Raw genomic sequence first — 19,166 nt, 5'->3', positions numbered from 1 at the left:
GGGTCCTGATTTGTCCGTCTGACGCCCTTTGCCGCCGTTCTAAGGTAGGTCGGAGGACACTCTCCTCCCGGCCCCATCCTCATTGCGAGAACCCCCATGCACCTCGACATCGATCTGGCCGTCATTGGCGGCACCGGTCTCTACCAGTTGGCCGACCTGCAGGACGTGGAGCCGCATCAGCCGGTCACACGCTACGGCGCGCTGTCGGGGCCTGTGCGGGTGGGGACGCTCGACGGCAAGCGCGTCGCGTTTCTCGCGCGCCATGGCGAGGGGCACTCGGTGCCGCCGCACCGGGTGAACTACCGCGCCAATCTGTCCGCGCTCCAGGCGCTGGGTGCGACGCGGGTGTTGGCGCTCAATACGGTGGGTGGCATCACCGAACGCTTCGGGCCGCGCGTGCTTGCGTGTCCGGACCAGCTGATCGACTACACCTGGGGGCGGGTCTCGACCTTTTGTGAGGAGGAGGGCACCGAGGTGCAGCATGTCGATTTCGGCGATCCCTATACGCCGACGCTGCGCAGGCGCGTGCTCGATGCGGCGGCGACTGCCGGGGTGACGCTGGTCGATGGCGGTTGCTACGGCGCCACCCAGGGCCCGCGGCTGGAGACGCGAGCCGAGATCGCCCGCATGCGCCGCGACGGCTGCGATCTGGTCGGTATGACCGGCATGCCGGAAGCAGGCCTCGCGCGCGAACTCGGGCTCGACTACGCGTGTCTGGCGATCGTCGCCAACTGGGCGGCGGGCGCCGGTCCGCAGGTGGACGAGGTGATCACCTTCGAGGACGTGCTCGACAATGTCGCCGCCGCATCGTCGGGCATTCCTCCGCTGTTGCGGGCGTTGCTTGCGGGCTGATCTCCTAGCGGCGCGCTGACCGAGCGCCCAGCCGGCGCCGCGTGCCGGTGCTGCACTTTTCGATTTGCTTTGACGGCCTGCCGCTGCCATCCGCGCAGCATAGAGACGAGACCGCTTTTTTCATGGCTGCCGCAAAAGAAGAAACCCCGCATTTGCGGGGTTTCTTTCTTGATTAGCGCGCGGTCGGCGACCAGCGCAGCGCGAGGCCGTATTCGCGGCCGGGCTGGTAGTACCACGCGATGGTCTCGTAATCCTTGTCGAGCACGTTGGTCGCGCGGGCTTCCAGCGTCCAGTCGGGGTTGAATGCCCACGCGGCGCGCAGGTCCAGCGTGCCGTGGCCGGCGACGCGCACCGTATTGGTGGCGTTGTCGAAACGGCTGCTGCTGGCGCGCAGCGTGGTGCCGATGCGGAAGTCGCCCAGGCTTCGGTCGATGTCGAGACGGCCGCTGTTGCGCGCACGACGGGCAAGCAAGTTGCCGTTGTTGGCGCTGTCGCTGCGGTCGCGTGGATAGACGTGGCTCAGTTCGGTCGACAGATCGAAGCCGGCGAGGGTGGTTGCGAACGTCAGTTCGGCGCCGCGGATACGGGCTTCTTCGATGTTCATGCCGGTGCCGATGAAATCCGGCGGCGGGTAGACGAACACGATCAGGTCGTCGATCCGGCTTTCGAACACGTTGAACGACCAGTTCCAGCTATCCGAATACTGCGCGACGCCAATGTTGGCGCTCTTCGAACGCTCCGGCTTGAGGTCCGGGCTTTCCGAGCCCGGGTAGTAAAGGTCATTGAATGTTGGTGCCTTGAACCCCGTGCCGACATTCGCGTTGAGGCGAAGACCGCGCTCGAGATCCATGCCCCAGCCGATGCTGCCGGTACCGTGACCGCCGAACTGTTCGTTGTCGTCATAGCGCGCGCTCGCCTGCAGGCGGTGTGCACCGAATCGTCCCTGGTACTCCGCGAACGTCGCGAAATTGTCGCGCTGGGTCACCGCGTAGACGGTCTGACTTTCCACGTTGTCCGATAGCCAGTCGAACCCGAGGCTCAAGGCCTGTGTCGGGGCGAGGGTGAAGTCCGCCTGTAACGACCCGGTGTCGCGGCGGGTATCCAGATGACCGAAATCAGTCCGCGTTCCTGCGTCCGCATTTCGCTGGTAGGTCATCGACTTGTCGTAAGAACGGCCGGCCTGCGCAGTCAGGCGCACCACGTCGGAAGGCGCGTACGTGAGTTTGCCGCCGGCGGCCTGCTGCACGTTTTCTGCCTCGTTGCCGTAGCTGCCGTCGTATTCGTTGAAGGCGTCGGCACGCAGCGCATTGCCCTCGAGCGTCAGGCCGTCCGCGAGTTCGACACCGCCACGCAGATTGAACGACCGGTTGCGGTAGCCGTCACGGTCGGGTTCGTCGACGAAGCAGCCGGCCCCGAAGTCGTCGTTCAATGGACCACGGCCTCGGCAGGCATTGATGCCATCGGTGCGCTGGAACGCCGCGTCGACGCCGAACCAGCCGCGGCCGGCACGGCCACCGAGGCCGGCGCTGGCTTCGCGCAGGTTGTGACTGCCCACGCCGACACGCGCGTGCGGGCGGACCGCACCGGTGTTGCGACGGGTGAAGATCTGGATGACACCGCCGATGGCTTCCGAGCCGTAGAGGCTGGAGCGCGGGCCGCGGACGATTTCGATGCGCTCGATCTGGTCGACCGGGATGTCTTGGAACGACGCCAGTCCGGCGGTCGCCGAGCCGATGCGCACGCCATCGACGAGCACCAGCACGTGGTCGGACTCGCTGCCGCGCATGAACACCGAGCTGAGCTTGCCCGGGCCGCCCTGGTTCGCGATCTGGATGCCGGCGCGGCCGCGCAGCAGTTCGGGCAGGTCACGCGCCTGGGTGCGTTCGATCTCGGCACGGTCGATGACCTGGGCCGGCACGATGGTGTCGCCGAGCGTGCTTTCGGCGCGGTTGGCGGTCACGAGCACGGTGTCGAGATCGCGCGCGTCGGCGGCGGTCGCCGCTGCGGCGATCGGTGAAGCGAGTGCGGCGACGATCGCCACGGTCAGAGTACGGAACGGCATTGCAGTCTCCTGGTCGCGTGCACCCACGCACGCGAGATGTCGGGAGATCGCGAGGACGGACACGGCTGCCGGCCGGACGCGCAAAAGCCGTCCGGAACGCCGCCGCAATGCCCGCCGCATCGCAATCGAGGAAGACTTCGTGGCCGGTCTCCGGACTCGCGCGTGGGAGAGTTCTCCCGGGCGTCGCGCCTTCCCGGGCCGGAGCACAGTGGCGGATGCGATGCCTTGAACACGCTTACCGTTGCGGGGGCAGTGCCGGGCTGGCGCATACGCGCGTCACCGGCTTCCCGTTTCAACCCGGACGGCAGAACACCGGCGGGTCACCATGAAGCTGGCGCGGATTGTACGTGAGCGCAGGACTGCGGGCGCGGGCAGGGCGCGCCGGTGTGGCGGTCAGTCGTCGCGGCGGTCGAATAGGCTGTCCAGCGGCGATTCGGGCTCGAACGTTTCGCTGATGGTCGTCGTCACCGGTCCGGCGGCCTGGCGCGCGCGCGGATCAGGGAGCAGGGCGGTCGCGGCCTCCGCAGCTTCGACCAGTTGCACGCGACGCGTTTCGGGCACGTCCTGCCAATGGCAGTCGAGCAACGCGCCTTCCAGCGAATACAGCAGATTGAGGCTGGGCTTGAAGCCCGCGCGCCGCACTTTGACGAACGCATCCACCGCGCCGGCCGCTTCCAGATCCTCGCGCGTGCGCAGGCCGACCTGACGCAGCCAGGCCGCGGACTTGGGGCCGATGTTGCGCAGCTTCAGCGGCGTCGGTGCGGTCATTGCATCGATTCGAGATAGGCGGCAGCGAGGGACTCGATACCGGTCTGGTCTTCAACGTCGAAACGCGCCGGCACAGGACTGTCGATGTCGAACACGCCGATCAGGCGCTCGCCGATATACAGAGGAACGACCAGTTCCGAACGCGAGGCGCTGTCGCAGGCGATGTGGCCGGGAAACGCATGCACGTCGTCGATGCGCTGTGTTTCGCGCGTACGCGCCGCGGCGCCGCAGACGCCCTTGTCGAGTGGAATGCGCACGCAGGCCGGCAGACCCTGGAACGGCCCGACCACGAGTTCGGTGCCGTCGAACAGATAGAAGCCCACCCAGTTGAGGTCGGGCAGGGCGTGATAGACGAGCGCCGAGAGGTTCGCTGCATTGGCGATCGCATCGCGTTCGCCGTGCAGCAGCGCCCGTGCCTGGGCCGCCAGCGCGGCATACTGTTCGGCCTTGGAGCCGGTCAGGGGAGATGACGTGAACATGTCGCGAAGTGTAGCAGCGGCCCCGGCGGGGCCGCTGCAGCTGGATGCGCTGCCGCGGGATGCGGACGGGTTCCGGCTGCGAGGCAGACAGGCCTCGCGCCTCGAGACGTTCGTCGACGCCGCATTCGCCTTCGCGGTGACGCTGCTAGTCGTGTCGTTCGATGCAATGCCAGCAAATGTGCCCGAGCTGCATGAAGCGCTCCGCCGCGCGCCGGCGTTTCTGGCGGGCTTTGCGATTCTCGCCATGTTCTGGGCGACCCACCATCGTTTCAGTCGCCGCACCGGGCTGGCCGATGCGCGAGTGACCACGCTCGGCCTGATGCTGATCGCGGTAGCGCTGCTGTACGTCTACCCGTTGCGCCTGATCATGGGCATCGCCCTGCATTTTCTGACCGGTGGCTGGGCGCCGTCGCCGATGCCGATCGGCTTCAGCGAAGGCGAATTCCGCAGTCTTTACGTCATCTACGGCATCGGCTTCGCCGCGATGTGCAGCATCATGCTCTTGCTCAACCGGCACGGACTTGCGCGCGCCGACGTGCTGGCGCTCGATCCGGTCGAGCGCTGCGTATTGAGACAGGAAGCCGGCGCGATGGCGTGGCTGTTGATTCCGACTGCGGCTTCGATCGTGCTGTCGCTGTTGCCGATGCCGCCCGGGACGTGGTGGCAGGGCCTGCCCGGCATTGTCTACTGCACCCTGGCGGTGCTGATGCCGTGGTACAGCGTGCGTGGGGCGCGAGAACTGGCGCGCGTGCGCGCAGAGGAGTCCGCATGAGCGCGCGCAGTTTCCTGGTCACCGGTACGGACACCGGCATCGGCAAGACGCATTCAAGCGTGGCCTTGCTGCATGCCCTGCGCGCCAACGGTCTCCGTGCGGTCGGCATGAAACCGATCGCGAGCGGATGCGACTGGATCGACGGGCGTTGGCGCAACGAAGATGCACTCGCCCTGCAGGCGGCCAGTGATCCGCGGCCCGACTACGGCGACATCAATCCGGTCGCGCTGCCCGAACCCACGGCGCCTACATTGGCTGCGATCGCGGCCGGCGTGACGGTCGACATCGCAGAACTGTATTCCGCGCATGCGCGGCTCGCATCGAATGCGGACGTGGTGCTGGTCGAAGGCGCCGGTGGTTGGGATGCGCCGCTGGCGGAGGGGCTTGAACACCAGGACTTCGCGCGGCAGCTTGGCGGCGCAGTGGTGCTGGTCGTCGGGTTGAAGCTCGGCTGCCTGAGCCATGCGCGGTTGACTGCGCGAGCGATCGAGGCGGACGGCTGCCGGCTGGCCGGATGGATCGGTAACCGCATCGATCCTGCGTTCTCGCGGGCGGATGATTACGTCGGCCTGCTGACGGACGCCTTGCCGGCGCCGTGTCTTGGGGTGTTGCCGTTCGTTGCGGACGGGAGCGTTCTGCCTGCGACCTTGTCGCTCGATGCGGCGTGGATCGCGAGCCTCTAGCGAGTTGCGCGATGGGTTTCGCTGCGCTCTACCCATCCTACAAAGGCGCCGGCACTCCCACCGTGGGATGTGAAGAGCGCAGTGAAACCCATCATCGCCATCTGACCCAACTCGATTCGTCCACAGAAAAAAGGCGCGACCGAAGTCGCGCCTTTTCCGTGTCACCTGTTGCCGGAACTCAATGCCCCTGCGGCACCGGTTCCAGATCTTCCCCGTCTCGACGGTCCGCCTTCTGTGCCTCGGCCGCATCGCGGTCGTGGCTGTGGTCGCGGGCCAGCAGCAGATAGAACGCCGGCAGCACGAACAGGGTGAACGCGGTGCCGATCGACATGCCGGCGGCGATCACCAGGCCCATCGAGAAGCGGGCGGCTGCGCCGGGACCGCTGGCGATCAGCAGCGGCACCATCGCGAACACCAGCGCCGCGGTCGTCATCAGCACCGGACGCAGGCGGATTGCAGCGGCCTGCTCGATGGCTTCGGCCTTCGACACGCCGTCGTTGACCTGCAGCTTGTTCGCGAACTCCACGATCAGAATGCCGTGCTTGGAGATCACGCCGACCAGCGTCACCAGACCCACCTGGGTGTAGATGTTGATCGACATGCCGGGGAAGGCCTCGATACCGGCGAACTGCAGCACACCCGACAGCAGCGCCAGCGCATTGAGTACCAGCAGCGCGCCGCTGATCGCCATCGGCACCGTGGCCAGCATGATCAGGGCATCGCGGAAGCTTTCGAACTGCGCGGCCAGCACCAGGAAGATGATCACCAGCGCGAAGGCGAGGGTGATCAGCATCGTCGTACCTTCCTGCTTGAACTGCCGCGACTCGCCGGCGTAGTCCACGCTGTAGCCCTGCGGCAGCACGTCGGCGGCGATCTCGTCGAGCACGCGCAGCGCCTCGCCCTTGGTCACGCCGGGACGCGGTGCAAACGTGATCCCCACCGCGTTGAGCTGCTGGAAGCGCTTGAGCGACTGTGGCTGCGCGCTTTCCTTGAACGAGATCACCGTCGACAGCGGAATCAGGTCGCCGTCTCGGGTGCGGGTGTAGTAGTTGCCCAGCTGCTCGGCGTTGAGGCGATCGCTGCGCTGGACCTGCGGAATCACGCGATACGAGCGGTTCTGCATCGCGAAGCGGTTGACGTAACCGCCGGCCAGCAGGGCGCTCATGTCGGCGGCCAGCGTGCGCATGTCGATGCCGAGCAGCGCCGCCTTGTCGCGGTCGATCTGCACCTCGACGCGCGGCTTGTCGATCTTCAGGTCTTTGTCGAGGAAGATGAAACGGCGGCTTTCCTGCGCGCGTGCGACCACCTGGTCCGCGATTTCCGACAGCTGTTCCAGCGAGCCGATGCCGCCGATCAGGAACTCGCCGCCGCCATCGCCACCGGCCGAGGGCAGCGAGGGCGGCACCAGCGCGAAGATGTTCAGACCGGTGATCTCGGCGAGCTTGGGCTGCAGGTCCTGCTGCAGGATCTGGTTGGTCGAGCGATCGCGCTGGCTCCAGGGCTTCATGACGAAGCCGCCCATCGCGCTGTTGCTGCCGCCCATGCCACCCATGCCGCCGTTGAACAGGAAGAAGTCGTTGATCTCGGGAATCTGCTCGACCACCGCGGTCATCTCTTCGGTGTAGCTCTCCACATAATCGAGCGTGCTGGCCGCATCGGCGCTGCCGATTGCAAACACGAAGCCTTCGTCTTCCGGCGGGGCCGGTTCCTTGGGCGCGCCGAGGTAGAGGAACACGCACGAGACCAGCACGATGCCACCGAAGGTCAGGATCACCGCGCGCGTCTGCAGCGCGCCGTGCAGCCTGCGCTGGTAGCCCTGCTGCAGCGAATCGAAGCGGCGGTCGAGCCATTGCTCCAGCCGGCTCTTGCTCTGCTCGCCATGCGGCTTGAGGATCTTGGCGCACATCATCGGCGTGAGCGTCAGCGCGATGATGCCCGACAGGAATACCGCACCGGCCAGCGTGAACGCGAACTCGGTGAACAGCACGCCGGTCAGGCCGCCCTGGAAGCCGATCGGCAGATACACGGCGATCAGCGTCGTGGTCATCGCGACCACCGGCCACGCCAGCTCGCGTGCGCCGCGGATCGCGGCGTCGTGCGGTGTCATGCCTTCTTCGATGTGCCGGTGAATGTTTTCCAGCACGATGATCGCGTCGTCGACCACGATGCCGATCGCCAGCACCATGGCGAGCAGCGTGAGCAGGTTGATCGTGAAGCCCATCAGCAGCATCAGGAACAGCGCGCCGACCAGCGACAGCGGCACCGTGACCGCCGGAATCAGCACGCTGCGGAATGAGCCCAGGAACAGGTAGATCACCACGATGACGATCATCACCGCTTCGATGATCGTGCGGATGACCTCGTTGATGCCGTCCTGGATCGACTCGGTGCTGTCGTAGGGAATCGTCGCTTCGATGCCTTCGGGCAGCTGCGGCACGATCTCGTTGTCCCAGGCCTTGCGCACCTCGGCGATCACGTCCAGCGCGTTCGCATCGGGCGAAACATAGATGCCCATGAACGTCGCCGCGGCGCCGTTGATGCGCACCGACGAGCCGTAATTCTCGGATCCCAGCACGACGTCGGCGATGTCGCCCAGGCGCACGATCGCGCCATCGGCCTCGCGTACAACGAGGGCACGGAATTCCTCCGGCGTGCGCAGGTCCGTGCGCGCGGTGAGGTCGACCGAGACCATCTGGCCCTTGGTCGAGCCCAGCGCGGACAGCACGTTGTTGGACTGCAGCGCGGTCGACACATCGCTGCCGGTCACTCCGAGCGCGGTCATGCGATCGGGCTTGAGCCACACGCGCATCGCGAACGAGCCCGGGCCCATGATCTCGGCGCGCTGCACGCCGGGAATCGTCGCAATGGTCGGTTCGACCGCGCGGGTGAGGTAGTCGGTGATCTGGTTGTCGTTGAGCGCGTCGCTGGCGAACGAGACGTACATCGCCGCGACCTGCTGGCCCTGCTGCAGGTCGATGACCGGATCTTCCGATTCGGCCGGCAGCTCGCTGCGCAACTTGTTGACCTTGGCTGCGATCTGGGTGAGCGCTTCGTTCGGGTCGTAGTCCAGCCGGATGTAGGCCTGGATCACGCTGACGCCGGCCGAACTGGTCGAGGTCAGATAGTCGATGCCCTCGGCGCTCGCGACCTCGCGTTCCAGCGGCGTCGTGATGAAGCCCTGGATCAGGTCGGCGTCGGCGCCGAAGTAGGTCGTGCTGATGTTGACGACCGCATTCTGCAGTTCGGGATACTGGCGCACGTTGAGCTCGGAGAACGCGCGCAGGCCGAACAGCAGGATGAAGAGGCTGACGACCATCGCCAGCACGGGTTTGCGGATGAAGATGTCGGTGAATTTCATCTCGGTCTCCCCCGCGCGGCGTCGCGCGGGTCAGGGAGCGGGGCGGGCGCAGGGCGTCCGGACGCATCGATCGGGAAGCGGCGATCGCTCAACGGTTTTCAGGCGTCGGCGCGGCGTCCGCGCTCGGCTGCACGCGGTTGTTGATCGTCACCACCGCATCGTTGCGCAGCTTCAGCAGGCCGCTGGTCGCGACCTGCTCGCCGGGCTTGAGGCCTTCGGTGACCACGATCAGATCACCGCGGGTTGCGCCGGTCTTGATGAAGCGCTGGCGCACGATCAGGGTCGGGCCCTGTTGCGCGTCGTCGCCTTCGGCCTTGGGCGCGTCGGGATCCACCGGCTGCTCCGACACCACGTACACCGCGTTGCCATAGGGGTTGAAGGTCACGGCGGTCTGCGGAATCACCACGACATTCTGTTCGCCGCCGACTGCGAGACCGACGCGCGCGAACGCACCCGGGCGCAGCTTGCCGTCCGGGTTGGACAGGGTCGCCTGCACCATGAAGTTGCGGGTACCGGCATCGACCGCGGGTTCGATCGCGGTGATCGTGCCTTCGAACTGTTCGCCGGGCAGCGAATCGACGACCGCCTGCAGCGTCGCGCCGGTATTGATCAGCGGCAGTTGCTGCTCGGGCAGGGTGAAGTCGAGGAAGATCGGATCGAGTTGCTGCAGGCTGACGATCGGTGTGCCCGGCGAGAGGAACTGACCGAGGTTGACCTTGCGGATGCCGAGCACGCCGTCGAACGGCGCGCGGATGGTCTTCTGCGCGATCAGGGCGCGCTGCGCCTCAACCTGCGCAATCGATGTCGCCGCCTGGGTCGCGCGTTCCTCGACTTCGGCCTTCGACACCAGCTGCGTCTCGCCGAGTTCGCGCCAGCGATCGCGCTGCACGACGGCGAGCTTGGCGGCAGCTTCGCTCGAGCGCAGCACCGCGAGTTCGTTGTCGGTGTTGAGTTCCACCAGCACGGTGCCGGCCTTGACCGGCTGGCCGGGCTCGAACGACAGCTTGCGGACCACACCGCCGGCTTCGGTGGTGACGTCCGTGCCGTTGACCGCGACCAGCGTGCCGACCGCTTCCAGCGGTGTCGACCACGACTGCTGCGCGGCCTCAAAGGTCGTGATCGCGACCGGCGGCTGCGGCATGTTGTCGAAGAAGTCGTTCATGCCCTTGCCCATCAGGGCCTTGGCCAGAAAGACCCCGCCGAAGATCACGGCGACGAGGATCAGCATCACGATCATCCGCAGGCGCGGACGCGGTTTGCGCGGGGCGGAACGGGTTTCGGTCCTGGACATGGGCGGTTTCCGTCAGGAAAGAGGAAGGGAAGGGGGCAGGTCGGGCGTGATGCTGGACCAGTCGGTATCGAAGACAGCGCGGCTGACGCGGGCGATCAGCGCATCGAGCGCGGCGTCGTCCTCGGCGTCGATCAGCGGTTGCCAGCCGTAGCCGTTGAACAGGTACTGCAGCTGGCGGATCAGCAGGCGGTAGGGATCGCCGGTCACGGCCGTATCCACCAAGCCCTGCTGTTGCACGAGCGCATGCATGCCGACGGTCATCATCCAGGGCCCCATCGTCAGCGCGCCATCGGGCAGCGCCGATGCCGGCAGTTCACCGCGTGCACGCCCCTCGGCGACGATGCCGTCGATCAGCGTGGCCAGCGGCTCGCAGGCGGCCAGCGCACGCCGCCGGCTTTCGACCGAGGCCGCGCCCCAGACCACGTCGGTCCAGACGAACTGGGCGAGGCGGAAGTGCTCGGGTTGCTCGCGGATGATCAGCATGTCGGCGAGCACAACGGCAAGCATGCGTTCGCGGGTCGGGCCGTCCCACTTCGCTGCGCGCTCGAACAGTTCGACCCGGTCGAAGCTGTTGCGCGTGGCGAGCGCGACCAGCAGGTCTTCCTTGCTGGCGAAATGCTTGTACAGCGTGCCGATCGCATAGCCGCACTCCTCCGCTACGCGCGCCATCTGCAACGACAGCAGCCCGTCGCGCTGGATCTGTGCCTGGGCGGTGTCGAGCAGGACACGCTCGCGGGCGACTATCTCGCGCTGGCGACGTGCGATGGCGGGGGACAGGGGCGACATCAGGAACCTGAATGCATCAGAAGCGGCGCGGAGTATGAACCTGGTTCATTACGTGAGCAAGATTCGGAACCGTCTCATGCGCAACGCAGCGTCGCGGCGTTGCGCGAAATCGATGACTTCCGTCACTGCGCGAACCGGAATCTGAATTTGCTATACTCGCCAGTATAGTAAATCCGTCCCACCCTCTCCCAGGTCATCCCCCATGCGCCGACTCCTCTCCATTGCCGTCCTCGCCGCGGCACTTTCCGCCTGCGGTCAACAAGAGGAGCAGGCCGCGCCACCGCCGCCGGAAGTCGGCGTGCTGACCGTGCAGCCGACCAGCGTCGCGCTGGAGCAGGAACTGGTGGGCCGTCTGGCACCGTTCCGAAGCGCGGATGTCCGGGCCCGCGTGCCGGGCGTGCTCGAGCGTCGCGTCTATCAGGAGGGCAGTGACGTCAACGAGGGCGATGTGCTGTTCCGGATCGATCCGGCGCAGTTGCAGGCCGCGCTCGGCACCGCCCAGGGCGCGCAGGCGCAGGCGCAGGCCAACTACGCGAATGCGAAGACGGCAGCCGATCGCGCGCGTCAGCTGGCGCCGACCAACTTCATCTCCAAAGCCGATGTCGACAACGCGCTCGCCGCCGAGCGTAGCGCCGAGGCCGCATTGCAGGCGGCCCGTGCCTCGACCCAGACCGCACAGATCAATCTCGGCTATGCCACCGTGCGTGCCCCGATCTCCGGCCGCGCAGGCAAGCAGCAGCTGACCGAAGGCGCACTGGTCGGGCAGGGCGATTCGACGTTGCTGACCACGGTCGACCAGATCGATCCGCTGTACATCAACTTCTCGATCAGCGCCGCCGAGTTCAACCGCATCCGCGCGATGTCGCTGGACCAGGGCGCCGGTGGCGGCCAGGTCGAGATCGTGCTCGCGGACGGCTCGGTGCACGACCAGATGGCCACGCTCGACTTCTCCGGCGATGTGGTCGATCCGGCCTCGGGCGCGATCCAGTTGCGCGCGACGGTGCCCAATCCGGACCGCCGCCTGCTGCCCGGCATCTATGTGACCTTGCGCGCGAACATGGGCCAGCAGAGCGGCGTGTTCCTGGTGCCGCAGGCCGCCGTGCTGCGCGACGCCAACACCGCCTACGTGCTGGTGGCCGGCGAGGGCGACAAGGTCGTCCGCAAGCCGGTCCGTACCGACCGCGCGCAGGACGGTCAGTGGGTCATCACCGAAGGCCTGACGGCCGGTGATCGGGTGATCGTCAGCGGGGTGCCGAAGGCGCGTCCTGACGCGGTGGTCGCGCCCAAGCCCTGGACGCCGGAACAGGCCCAGGCCGCGCCCGCGGCAGGTACAGGCGCACCGCCTGCCGGACAGCCTGCGGACGCCGCCGGCGCGCCTGCGACAACCGACGACGCCACTGCGGCTCCCCCGCAGGACGCCGCCGGCCAGGCGCCCGCTGCGAACGACACGCAGGACTGATCCGCCATGCCCAAGTTCTTCATTAACCACCCGGTCTTCGCCTGGGTCGTCTCCATCCTGATTTCGCTCGCGGGTGTGATCTCGCTGCTGAACATGGGCGTGGAGTCGTATCCGAGCGTTGCACCGCCGCAGGTCACCGTCTCGGCGACCTATCCCGGCGCCAGCGCCGACACCACAGAGCGCGCGGTGACACAGGTCATCGAGCAGCAGCTCACCGGTATCGACAACCTGCTGTACTTCAGCTCAACCTCGAGCTCATCGGGCCGCGCCAGCGTCACCCTGACCTTCGAAACCGGCACCGACGCGGATATCGCGCAGGTGCAGGTGCAGAACAAGGTCTCGTTGGCCACGCCGCGCCTGCCCAGTGAAGTGGTGCAGCAGGGCGTGGTGGTGGCCAAGGCCAATGCCGGCTTCCTGATGGTCGTGGGCCTGCGCTCGGAAGATCCCACCGTCAGCCGAAACCAGCTCAACGACCTGATCGGCTCACGTGTGCTCGAACAGATCGCCCGCGTCCCGGGCGTCGGCAGCACCCAGCAGTTCGGTTCCGAGTACGCCATGAACATCTGGCTCAACCCGGACCAGCTGCAGGGCTACGGCATGTCGGCGACCGAGGTGATGGCCGCGGTGCGCGGACAGAACGTGCAGTTCGCCGCCGGCTCGGTCGGCTCCGATCCTGCGCCCGAAGGCCAGGGTTTCACCGCGACCGTGTCCGCCGAAGGTCGCTTCAGCACGCCCGAGCAGTTCGAGAACATCATCCTGCGGGCCGACAGCGAGGGCGCGACCGTGCGGCTGAAGGATGTCGCCCGCGTCGAGATCGGTGCGTCCGGCTACGGCTTCGACACCAAGTACAACGGCCAGGCCACCGGCGCGTTTGCGATCCAGCTGCTACCCGGCGCAAACGCGCTGACGGTGGCGAGCGCGGTCGAGGCGCGCATGGACGAGCTGCAGCCGACGTTCCCGCAGGGCATCGAGTGGTTCAAGCCCTACGACACCACCACGTTCGTCACGCTGTCGATCAAGGAGGTCATCGCGACCCTGATCGAAGCCGTGGTCCTGGTGTTCCTAGTGATGCTGCTGTTCCTGCAGAACCTGCGTGCGACGATCATCCCGACGCTGGTCATCCCGATCGCGCTGCTCGGCACGTTCCTCGGCCTGAGCATGCTGGGCTACACGATCAATCAGCTGACCCTGTTCGCGATGGTGCTGGCGATCGGTATCGTGGTCGATGATGCGATCGTGGTCATCGAGAATGTCGAACGCATCATGGCGGAGGAACATCTGCCGCCACGCGAAGCGACGATGAAGGCGATGGACCAGATCACCGGCGCGGTGGTCGCGATCACCGTGGTGCTGGCCGCCGTGTTCATTCCAAGCGCCCTGCAGGGCGGCGCCTCGGGCGAGATCTACAAGCAGTTCGCGATCACGATCGCGATTTCGATGGGTTTTTCGGCGTTCCTCGCCCTCGGCTTCACGCCGGCGTTGTGCGCGACGTTCCTCAAGCAGCATGCGCCACCCGGCGAGCGCAAGAGCAACGTCGTCGTGCGCACGTTCAACAAGTACTACGACAAGGTCAACCGGACCTACGTCGGTCATATCGGCAGCGCCGTGCGGCATGCACCGCGCTGGATGGCGGTGTTCGCGGTGCTGTGCGTGGTCTGCGGCTTCCTCTACATCAAGCTGCCGACGAGCTTCGTGCCCGACGAGGACCAGGGTTACGCGCTGGCGATCGTGCAGTTGCCACCGGGTTCGACCCTGCAGCGCACCAACGCGGTGTTCGAGGACGTGCGCGCACGCCTGGAGCAGAACCCCTCGTACGAAGCAATGCTGCAGGTCGCGGGCTTCAGCTTCGTCGGCCAGGGCGAGAACGTCGGCATGGGCTTCATCAAGCTCAAGGACTGGGGTGAGCGCGACGCCGACATCAACCAGTTCCTCGGCGAAGCCAACGGCGCGCTGCAGGGCGTGCAGGACGCGACGATCTTCGTCGTGAACCTGCCGACCGTGCAGGGCCTGGGCCAGTTCGGCGGCTTCGATATGTATCTGCAGGACCGCACCGGCGCCGGCAACGCGGCGCTGCAGCAGGCACGCAACCAGCTGCTGGGTGCGGCCGCGCAGAAGACCGACGTGTTGCAGGGCGTTCGCCCGAACACGCTGGAAGACGCGCCGCAGCTGCAGTTGCACGTTGATCGTGTGCAGGCGCAGTCGATGGGCCTGTCGGTGACCGACATCTACGGCGCGATCCAGCTGATGCTGGCGCCGGTATACGTCAACGACTACGTGTCCGACGGCCGCATCAAGCGCGTCAACATGCAGGCCGATGCGCAGTACCGCACCGACCCGGGGTCGATCGGCCGCTTCTACACGCCGAGTGCGACCGCGGCCAATAGCGACGGCACCCGCACGATGATCCCGCTGAGCACGGTGGTGACCCCGGAGTGGGGCGCCAGCACGCCGTCGCTGACGCGCTACAACGGTTACTCGGCCATCAACATCGTCGGTTCGCAGGCACCCGGTCGCAGTACGGGTGAGGCGATGGCGGCGATGGAAGAGATCGTCGAGAACGAATTGCCGGAAGGCTTCGGCTACGACTGGGCGGGCATGTCCTACCAGGAAATCATCGCGGGCAATACGGCGACGCTGCTGCTGTTGCTCTCGGTGGTCGTGGTGTTCCTGTGTCTGGCCGCGCTCTACGAGAGCTGGTCGATTCCGGTCGCCGTGCTGCTGGTGGTGCCGCTGGGCATCCTCGGCGCGGTGGTCTTCACGATGCTGCGCCCGGGTCTGTCGAACGACATCTTCTTCAAGATCGGCATGGTGACGGTGATCGGTCTGGCGGCGAAGAACGCCATCCTGATCGTCGAGTTCGCGGTGCAGCAGTACAAGGAAGGCAAGACGCTGCGCGATGCGACGGTGGAAGCGGCGAACCTGCGCTTCCGCCCGATCCTGATGACCTCGTTCGCCTTCATCATGGGCGTCACGCCGATGGCGCTGTCGAGCGGCGCCGGTTCCAGCGCACGTCACGCACTGGCCACCGGCGTGATCGGCGGCATGCTGTTCGCGACGTTCCTTGGTCTGCTGCTGATCCCCGTGTTCTTCATCATCGTGCGTCGCGTGCTAGGCGACAAACTCGACGAGCCGGATCCGCGTCTCGACACAGGCGAGCACGACCGTCGTCTGCAACACGATGGTGACGAGCGACCGGCGCACTGATTGCCGCAACCTCTGATCTGCAAGGGCCGCCTTGGCAACAGGGCGGCCCTTCGCATAGGTGGCGCGCGCTTCGGTCGCTGCCGGCCCCGCGGACGCCCCGCTATGCTGGCGACCCGTTCAGGAGCACACATGACGCCATTGCATATCGCCATCGTCGGTTACGGCACGGCCGGGCAGGCCGCCTCGGTTCTGCTCGCCGGCGACGGGCATCGGGTGGAGGTCTTCGAACGTGCCTCCGAACCCGGACCAGTCGGCGCCGGCTTCCTGCTCCAGCCCACCGGGCTGCAGGTGCTGTGGCGCATGGAACTGCTCGATGCGGTGCTGGCGCATGGCGCGCGCGTCGAGCGCCTGTATGGCGAAACGCCCTGCGGCCGCGCGGTGATGGACATGCGCTACGCGGGGCTCGACCCGCGCCTGTGTGGCGTCGGCATGCAGCGCGGCGCGCTGTTCTCGATCCTCGACCAGGCGCGCGGCGATGCGGTGCGGCTGCACGCGGGCATCACCATCGAAGGGCCGGACGATACGGACGACCGCTGGTTGCGCGACGTTGAGGGTGGTCGTCATGGTCCATTCGATCTGGTGCTGGCGGCCGACGGCGCGGCCTCACGCCTGCGTGGCAGGCTCGGCGGCGTGCGTCGTGACGCGGTGTATCCGTGGGGCGCGCTGTGGTGCCTGCTCGATGCCGACGACTGGCCGTACCTCAACGAGTTGCGCCAGCGCTACGTCGCCGCGCGCCGGATGATCGGCCTGCTACCGGTCGGCACGCGTCCGGGCGATGCCACCCCCCGGCTCAGCTTCTTCTGGAGTCTGCCGGTCGCGGCCTTCGATGGTTGGCAGTCCGCCGCGCTCCATGACTGGCGCGACACGGTGACCTCGATCTGGCCCGAGGCGTCGCGTTTGCTTGCGACGACGACCACACACGCGCAGCTGGCACGCGCGACCTATCGCGATGTCACGCTGACGCAGTGGCATCGCGGCCGCTGGGTGCTGCTCGGCGACGCCGCGCATGCGATGAGTCCGCAGCTGGGGCAGGGCGTCAACATGGCCCTGCTCGATGCCGAAGCCTTGCGTGATGCCTTGCGCGCGGAAGCACTTGCGGATGCGTTGAGCACTTACGCCCGCGTGCGTCGCCGGCACGTGGCGATCTACCAGTTCTGGAGCCGCTGGCTGACGCCGGTGTTTCAGTCCGAACGCGACGTGATCGCGAAGGCGCGCGACGTCGCTTTTCAGCCGATGGGCCGCCTGCCCGGCGGGCGCGGGCACATGTTGCGGGTGCTCAGCGGCACGCAGCACGGTGCGTTTGGATCGCTGGCGTTGGCGCCGGAATTCGTGGAGGCCTTGGGTGGATTCGGGGCGGCAGGGGTTTCTTCGCGCTAGTCGTGCTTCTGTCTTGCTCTTGTTGTTGCTCTGGCTTTCGGATTTGGCCTCGGGTCTCGGACCTGCTCGGCTCGCTCTACGGCTCGGGAGCCGGAACTCACCGCAAAGCGCAGTTGAAGCCGATAGCAGCCAGTAACCCATCGGCCGGCAAGCCGCTGCCTGATGGCCGTGCCAGGCCGTGTCAGTCACCGCTCGCGCAGAGCAGGCTTGACACCACCCCGTCAACGGCGTAATTAATTAGGTAATTAGTTAACTGGATGCCGCCATGGAGCGGGTCTTCGAAGCCCTCGCATCGACGCCGCGCCGCCAGATCCTGGCCTATCTCAATGCCGGCGAGCTGACCGCTGGCGAGATCGGCGCGCGGTTCGAGTTCAGCAAGCCGGCACTGTCGGGTCACTTGCGTGTGCTGGAGCAGGCCGGCCTGATCGAGCGCGAGAAGCGCGGCCAGTTCGTGTTCTTCCGGCTGGTGCCGGACAGGCTGGCCAATACGATCTTCGCCTGGGCGGCCGAAGTGTGTCCGGTCGGGGGACCGCTCAAGCGCGAGCGGCGCAAGGCAGGCGCGGCGTGAGTGCCGCAGCCGGGGCTGCGCGGCGTGCGGGGTCCGCTGCGTACGCCTCGTTCGCTGCGATCCGCGCATCCGCCACGTTTCCGTCGGTGCGTCTGCCGTCTTATTGCGGTGGACTGCCGGTCGAAGTCACGCTGATCGCGCAGTTCGCGTCCGGACAGGGTGATGCGGTGATCGGCGACGCCCTGCGGCGTCAGCGGGCGCATCCCGCATTCGTCGATGCGCTCGACGAGCCGTCCGCGCGGATCGGCGGAATGGATCTCGCCCGCGGCGATCCGTCATCGCTGTACACCTTCGGCGTGGGCGGCAACGGCCACCCCTTCCATCGCCATGCCGGCAGCCGCATGTTCACCGCGGTGTCCGGCAGCGCCGGCGCGCACCTGCGGTTCTCCACTGCGTCGCAGGCGCAGATCGAGGCCGATCCGCGCGCATTCCTCGACGCGCTGCACGTCGTCGAGGTGCCGCCCGACTGCCTGTTCTCGGTGCGCTTCGGCGGCGGCACCTGGCACCAGTTCATCGCCGCACGGCCGGGCGGGCCGCATCCCACGCTGTTCGCGATGTCTTGCCACCCTGATGAAACCGCCGGTGCGCTCGATGCCGCCACGCAGGCGCGCGTGCTCGGCAATACGGCGGACATTCCGGCATTGACGGAGGTGCTGCCTTCATCGGTGCAGGTGCTGCTCGATGACGCGTTGCGCGAGCCGGCGTCAATCGCGACGACCGCGCTGTCGTTGCATGTGCCGCCTGCGTCGTTTGCTGCGCGATTGTGCAACGCTGTGCGCGGCGCGATGGGCCGCCTGCGTGCGGCGGTCGCCCAGCGTCGCGAGGCGGCAGGATTCCGCGCCGACACCCGCGGCGGTCAAGCGCTGATCACAGGTGAAGTCGATGCGGATTCGCTGCTCCAGACGCAGTTGCCCGGCCCGATTGCCCACGAGGACCAGGTGGTCTTGCAGGCAGGTCCAGCGGCCTTCGCCGGCATCGCCCCTGCGGACGTGATGGACCATCTGCTGGCCGGCTTCGTCGAGAATCCGCCGGACGGTGTGTCGCGCTTGATGGCGCTGCGCAACGTGCTGGTGCGCCCTGCGGGCCTGCGCACGTCGCCCCTGGGGTGTCCGGCATCCTCGTTGCTGTCGGTCGAGGCGCCATTGAAGTTCGCCGGCCGACATCCGGTTTTGGTTGAGCGACGCAGCAGAGACGGTCGCCGGGTGGAAGTGGTGCTGGGCGCTGACGACAGACACCTGATGTTCCGCACCTGCATCGGGGTGCGTATTGGCGCCGACGACAGGCTCGTCTGCACGATGGCGACGCGCGTACGCACCCGCAACCTGTTCGGTCGCGTCTACATGGCCGCGATCAGCGGCGTGCACCGCCGCTATATCGCGCCGGCGATGTTGCGGCATGCGGTGGACCACGCGATGGAATCGCTACAGCGGAACGCGAACACGCGATACGCCTCGCGATCGCTGTAGGCGCGCGCTTGCGCGCGATGATGCGGTTCCCGGCAGTTCTG

Annotated in this window: 14 protein-coding genes and 1 riboswitch; of the genes, 8 read left to right on the top strand and 6 right to left on the bottom strand. The window is 66.9% G+C overall.

The annotated features are described in order from the left end of the window. The first annotated feature begins 96 nt into the window (after positions 1-96). Positions 97-852 (top strand): S-methyl-5'-thioinosine phosphorylase, encoded by a 756-nt coding sequence (locus J2X52_RS05760; RefSeq protein ID WP_310150011.1) that lies wholly within the window; start codon positions 97-99, stop codon positions 850-852. A 172-nt stretch (positions 853-1,024) separates the two neighbouring features. Here J2X52_RS05760 and btuB read toward each other — a convergent pair whose 3' ends face one another. The 3 genes from btuB to J2X52_RS05745 all read right to left on the bottom strand — a co-directional run bounded on the left by btuB (position 1,025) and on the right by J2X52_RS05745 (position 4,161). Then, the gene (gene btuB / locus J2X52_RS05755) at positions 1,025-2,914 is read right to left on the bottom strand and encodes a TonB-dependent vitamin B12 receptor (protein WP_310150008.1); all 1,890 of its coding nucleotides are present in this window, start codon (positions 2,912-2,914) and stop codon (positions 1,025-1,027) included. A 123-nt stretch (positions 2,915-3,037) separates the two neighbouring features. Next, positions 3,038-3,257, bottom strand: a riboswitch (cobalamin riboswitch). 50 nt (positions 3,258-3,307) lie between these two features. Then, entirely contained in the window at positions 3,308-3,682 is a 375-nt protein-coding gene (locus tag J2X52_RS05750; protein WP_310150006.1) for a TfoX/Sxy family protein, read from the bottom strand. Next, positions 3,679-4,161 carry a GAF domain-containing protein gene (locus tag J2X52_RS05745; protein WP_310150004.1) on the bottom strand — a complete coding sequence of 161 codons (483 nt, stop codon included), beginning with the start codon at positions 4,159-4,161 and terminating at the stop codon, positions 3,679-3,681. The genes J2X52_RS05750 and J2X52_RS05745 overlap by 4 nt, the downstream gene beginning before the upstream one ends. Between J2X52_RS05745 and J2X52_RS05740 the strand changes: the two genes are divergently transcribed. Continuing rightward, positions 4,160-4,933 (top strand): TMEM175 family protein, encoded by a 774-nt coding sequence (locus tag J2X52_RS05740; RefSeq protein ID WP_310150001.1) that lies wholly within the window; start codon positions 4,160-4,162, stop codon positions 4,931-4,933. The two genes, J2X52_RS05745 and J2X52_RS05740, sit on opposite strands and share 2 nt — an antisense overlap. Next, complete coding sequence (bioD, locus tag J2X52_RS05735) at positions 4,930-5,616, top strand: dethiobiotin synthase (RefSeq protein WP_310149998.1); 687 nt, start codon at positions 4,930-4,932, stop codon at positions 5,614-5,616. The genes J2X52_RS05740 and bioD overlap by 4 nt, the downstream gene beginning before the upstream one ends. A 178-nt stretch (positions 5,617-5,794) precedes the next feature. On the opposite strand, the gene J2X52_RS05730 is transcribed toward bioD, so the two are convergent. The 3 genes from J2X52_RS05730 to J2X52_RS05720 all read right to left on the bottom strand — a co-directional run bounded on the left by J2X52_RS05730 (position 5,795) and on the right by J2X52_RS05720 (position 11,051). Beyond that, the gene (locus J2X52_RS05730) at positions 5,795-8,974 is read right to left on the bottom strand and encodes an efflux RND transporter permease subunit (RefSeq protein ID WP_310149995.1); all 3,180 of its coding nucleotides are present in this window, start codon (positions 8,972-8,974) and stop codon (positions 5,795-5,797) included. Between the two features lie 88 nt (positions 8,975-9,062). Then, entirely contained in the window at positions 9,063-10,265 is a 1,203-nt protein-coding gene (locus J2X52_RS05725; protein WP_310149992.1) for an efflux RND transporter periplasmic adaptor subunit, read from the bottom strand. Between the two features lie 12 nt (positions 10,266-10,277). Further along, positions 10,278-11,051, bottom strand: coding sequence for a TetR/AcrR family transcriptional regulator (locus J2X52_RS05720; RefSeq protein WP_310149989.1), 774 nt, complete (start codon positions 11,049-11,051; stop codon positions 10,278-10,280). Positions 11,052-11,253: 202 nt separating this feature from the next. Here J2X52_RS05720 and J2X52_RS05715 point away from each other — a divergent pair, with 202 nt between their 5' ends. The 5 genes from J2X52_RS05715 (at position 11,254) to J2X52_RS05695 (ending at position 19,125) form a co-directional block, all read left to right on the top strand. Continuing rightward, positions 11,254-12,510, top strand: a complete 1,257-nt coding sequence (locus tag J2X52_RS05715) for an efflux RND transporter periplasmic adaptor subunit (RefSeq protein ID WP_310149986.1) — start codon at positions 11,254-11,256, stop codon at positions 12,508-12,510. Between the two features lie 6 nt (positions 12,511-12,516). Continuing rightward, complete coding sequence (locus J2X52_RS05710) at positions 12,517-15,714, top strand: multidrug efflux RND transporter permease subunit (protein WP_310149983.1); 3,198 nt, start codon at positions 12,517-12,519, stop codon at positions 15,712-15,714. A 129-nt stretch (positions 15,715-15,843) separates the two neighbouring features. Beyond that, entirely contained in the window at positions 15,844-17,091 is a 1,248-nt protein-coding gene (locus J2X52_RS05705) for an NAD(P)/FAD-dependent oxidoreductase (RefSeq protein ID WP_310149981.1), read from the top strand. Between the two features lie 265 nt (positions 17,092-17,356). Further along, positions 17,357-17,659 carry a metalloregulator ArsR/SmtB family transcription factor gene (locus J2X52_RS05700; RefSeq protein WP_310149978.1) on the top strand — a complete coding sequence of 101 codons (303 nt, stop codon included), beginning with the start codon at positions 17,357-17,359 and terminating at the stop codon, positions 17,657-17,659. Continuing rightward, complete coding sequence (locus J2X52_RS05695; RefSeq protein WP_310149976.1) at positions 17,656-19,125, top strand: DUF2867 domain-containing protein; 1,470 nt, start codon at positions 17,656-17,658, stop codon at positions 19,123-19,125. Before J2X52_RS05700 ends, J2X52_RS05695 begins: the two co-directional genes overlap by 4 nt. The last annotated feature ends 41 nt before the right edge of the window (positions 19,126-19,166 follow it).

The sequence above is a fragment of the Luteimonas sp. 3794 genome, assembly GCF_031456825.1.
Classification (GTDB): domain Bacteria; phylum Pseudomonadota; class Gammaproteobacteria; order Xanthomonadales; family Xanthomonadaceae; genus Luteimonas.
The sequence above is the reverse complement of the archived record's forward strand: the minus strand, read 5'-3'. Positions and strand labels throughout refer to the sequence as shown.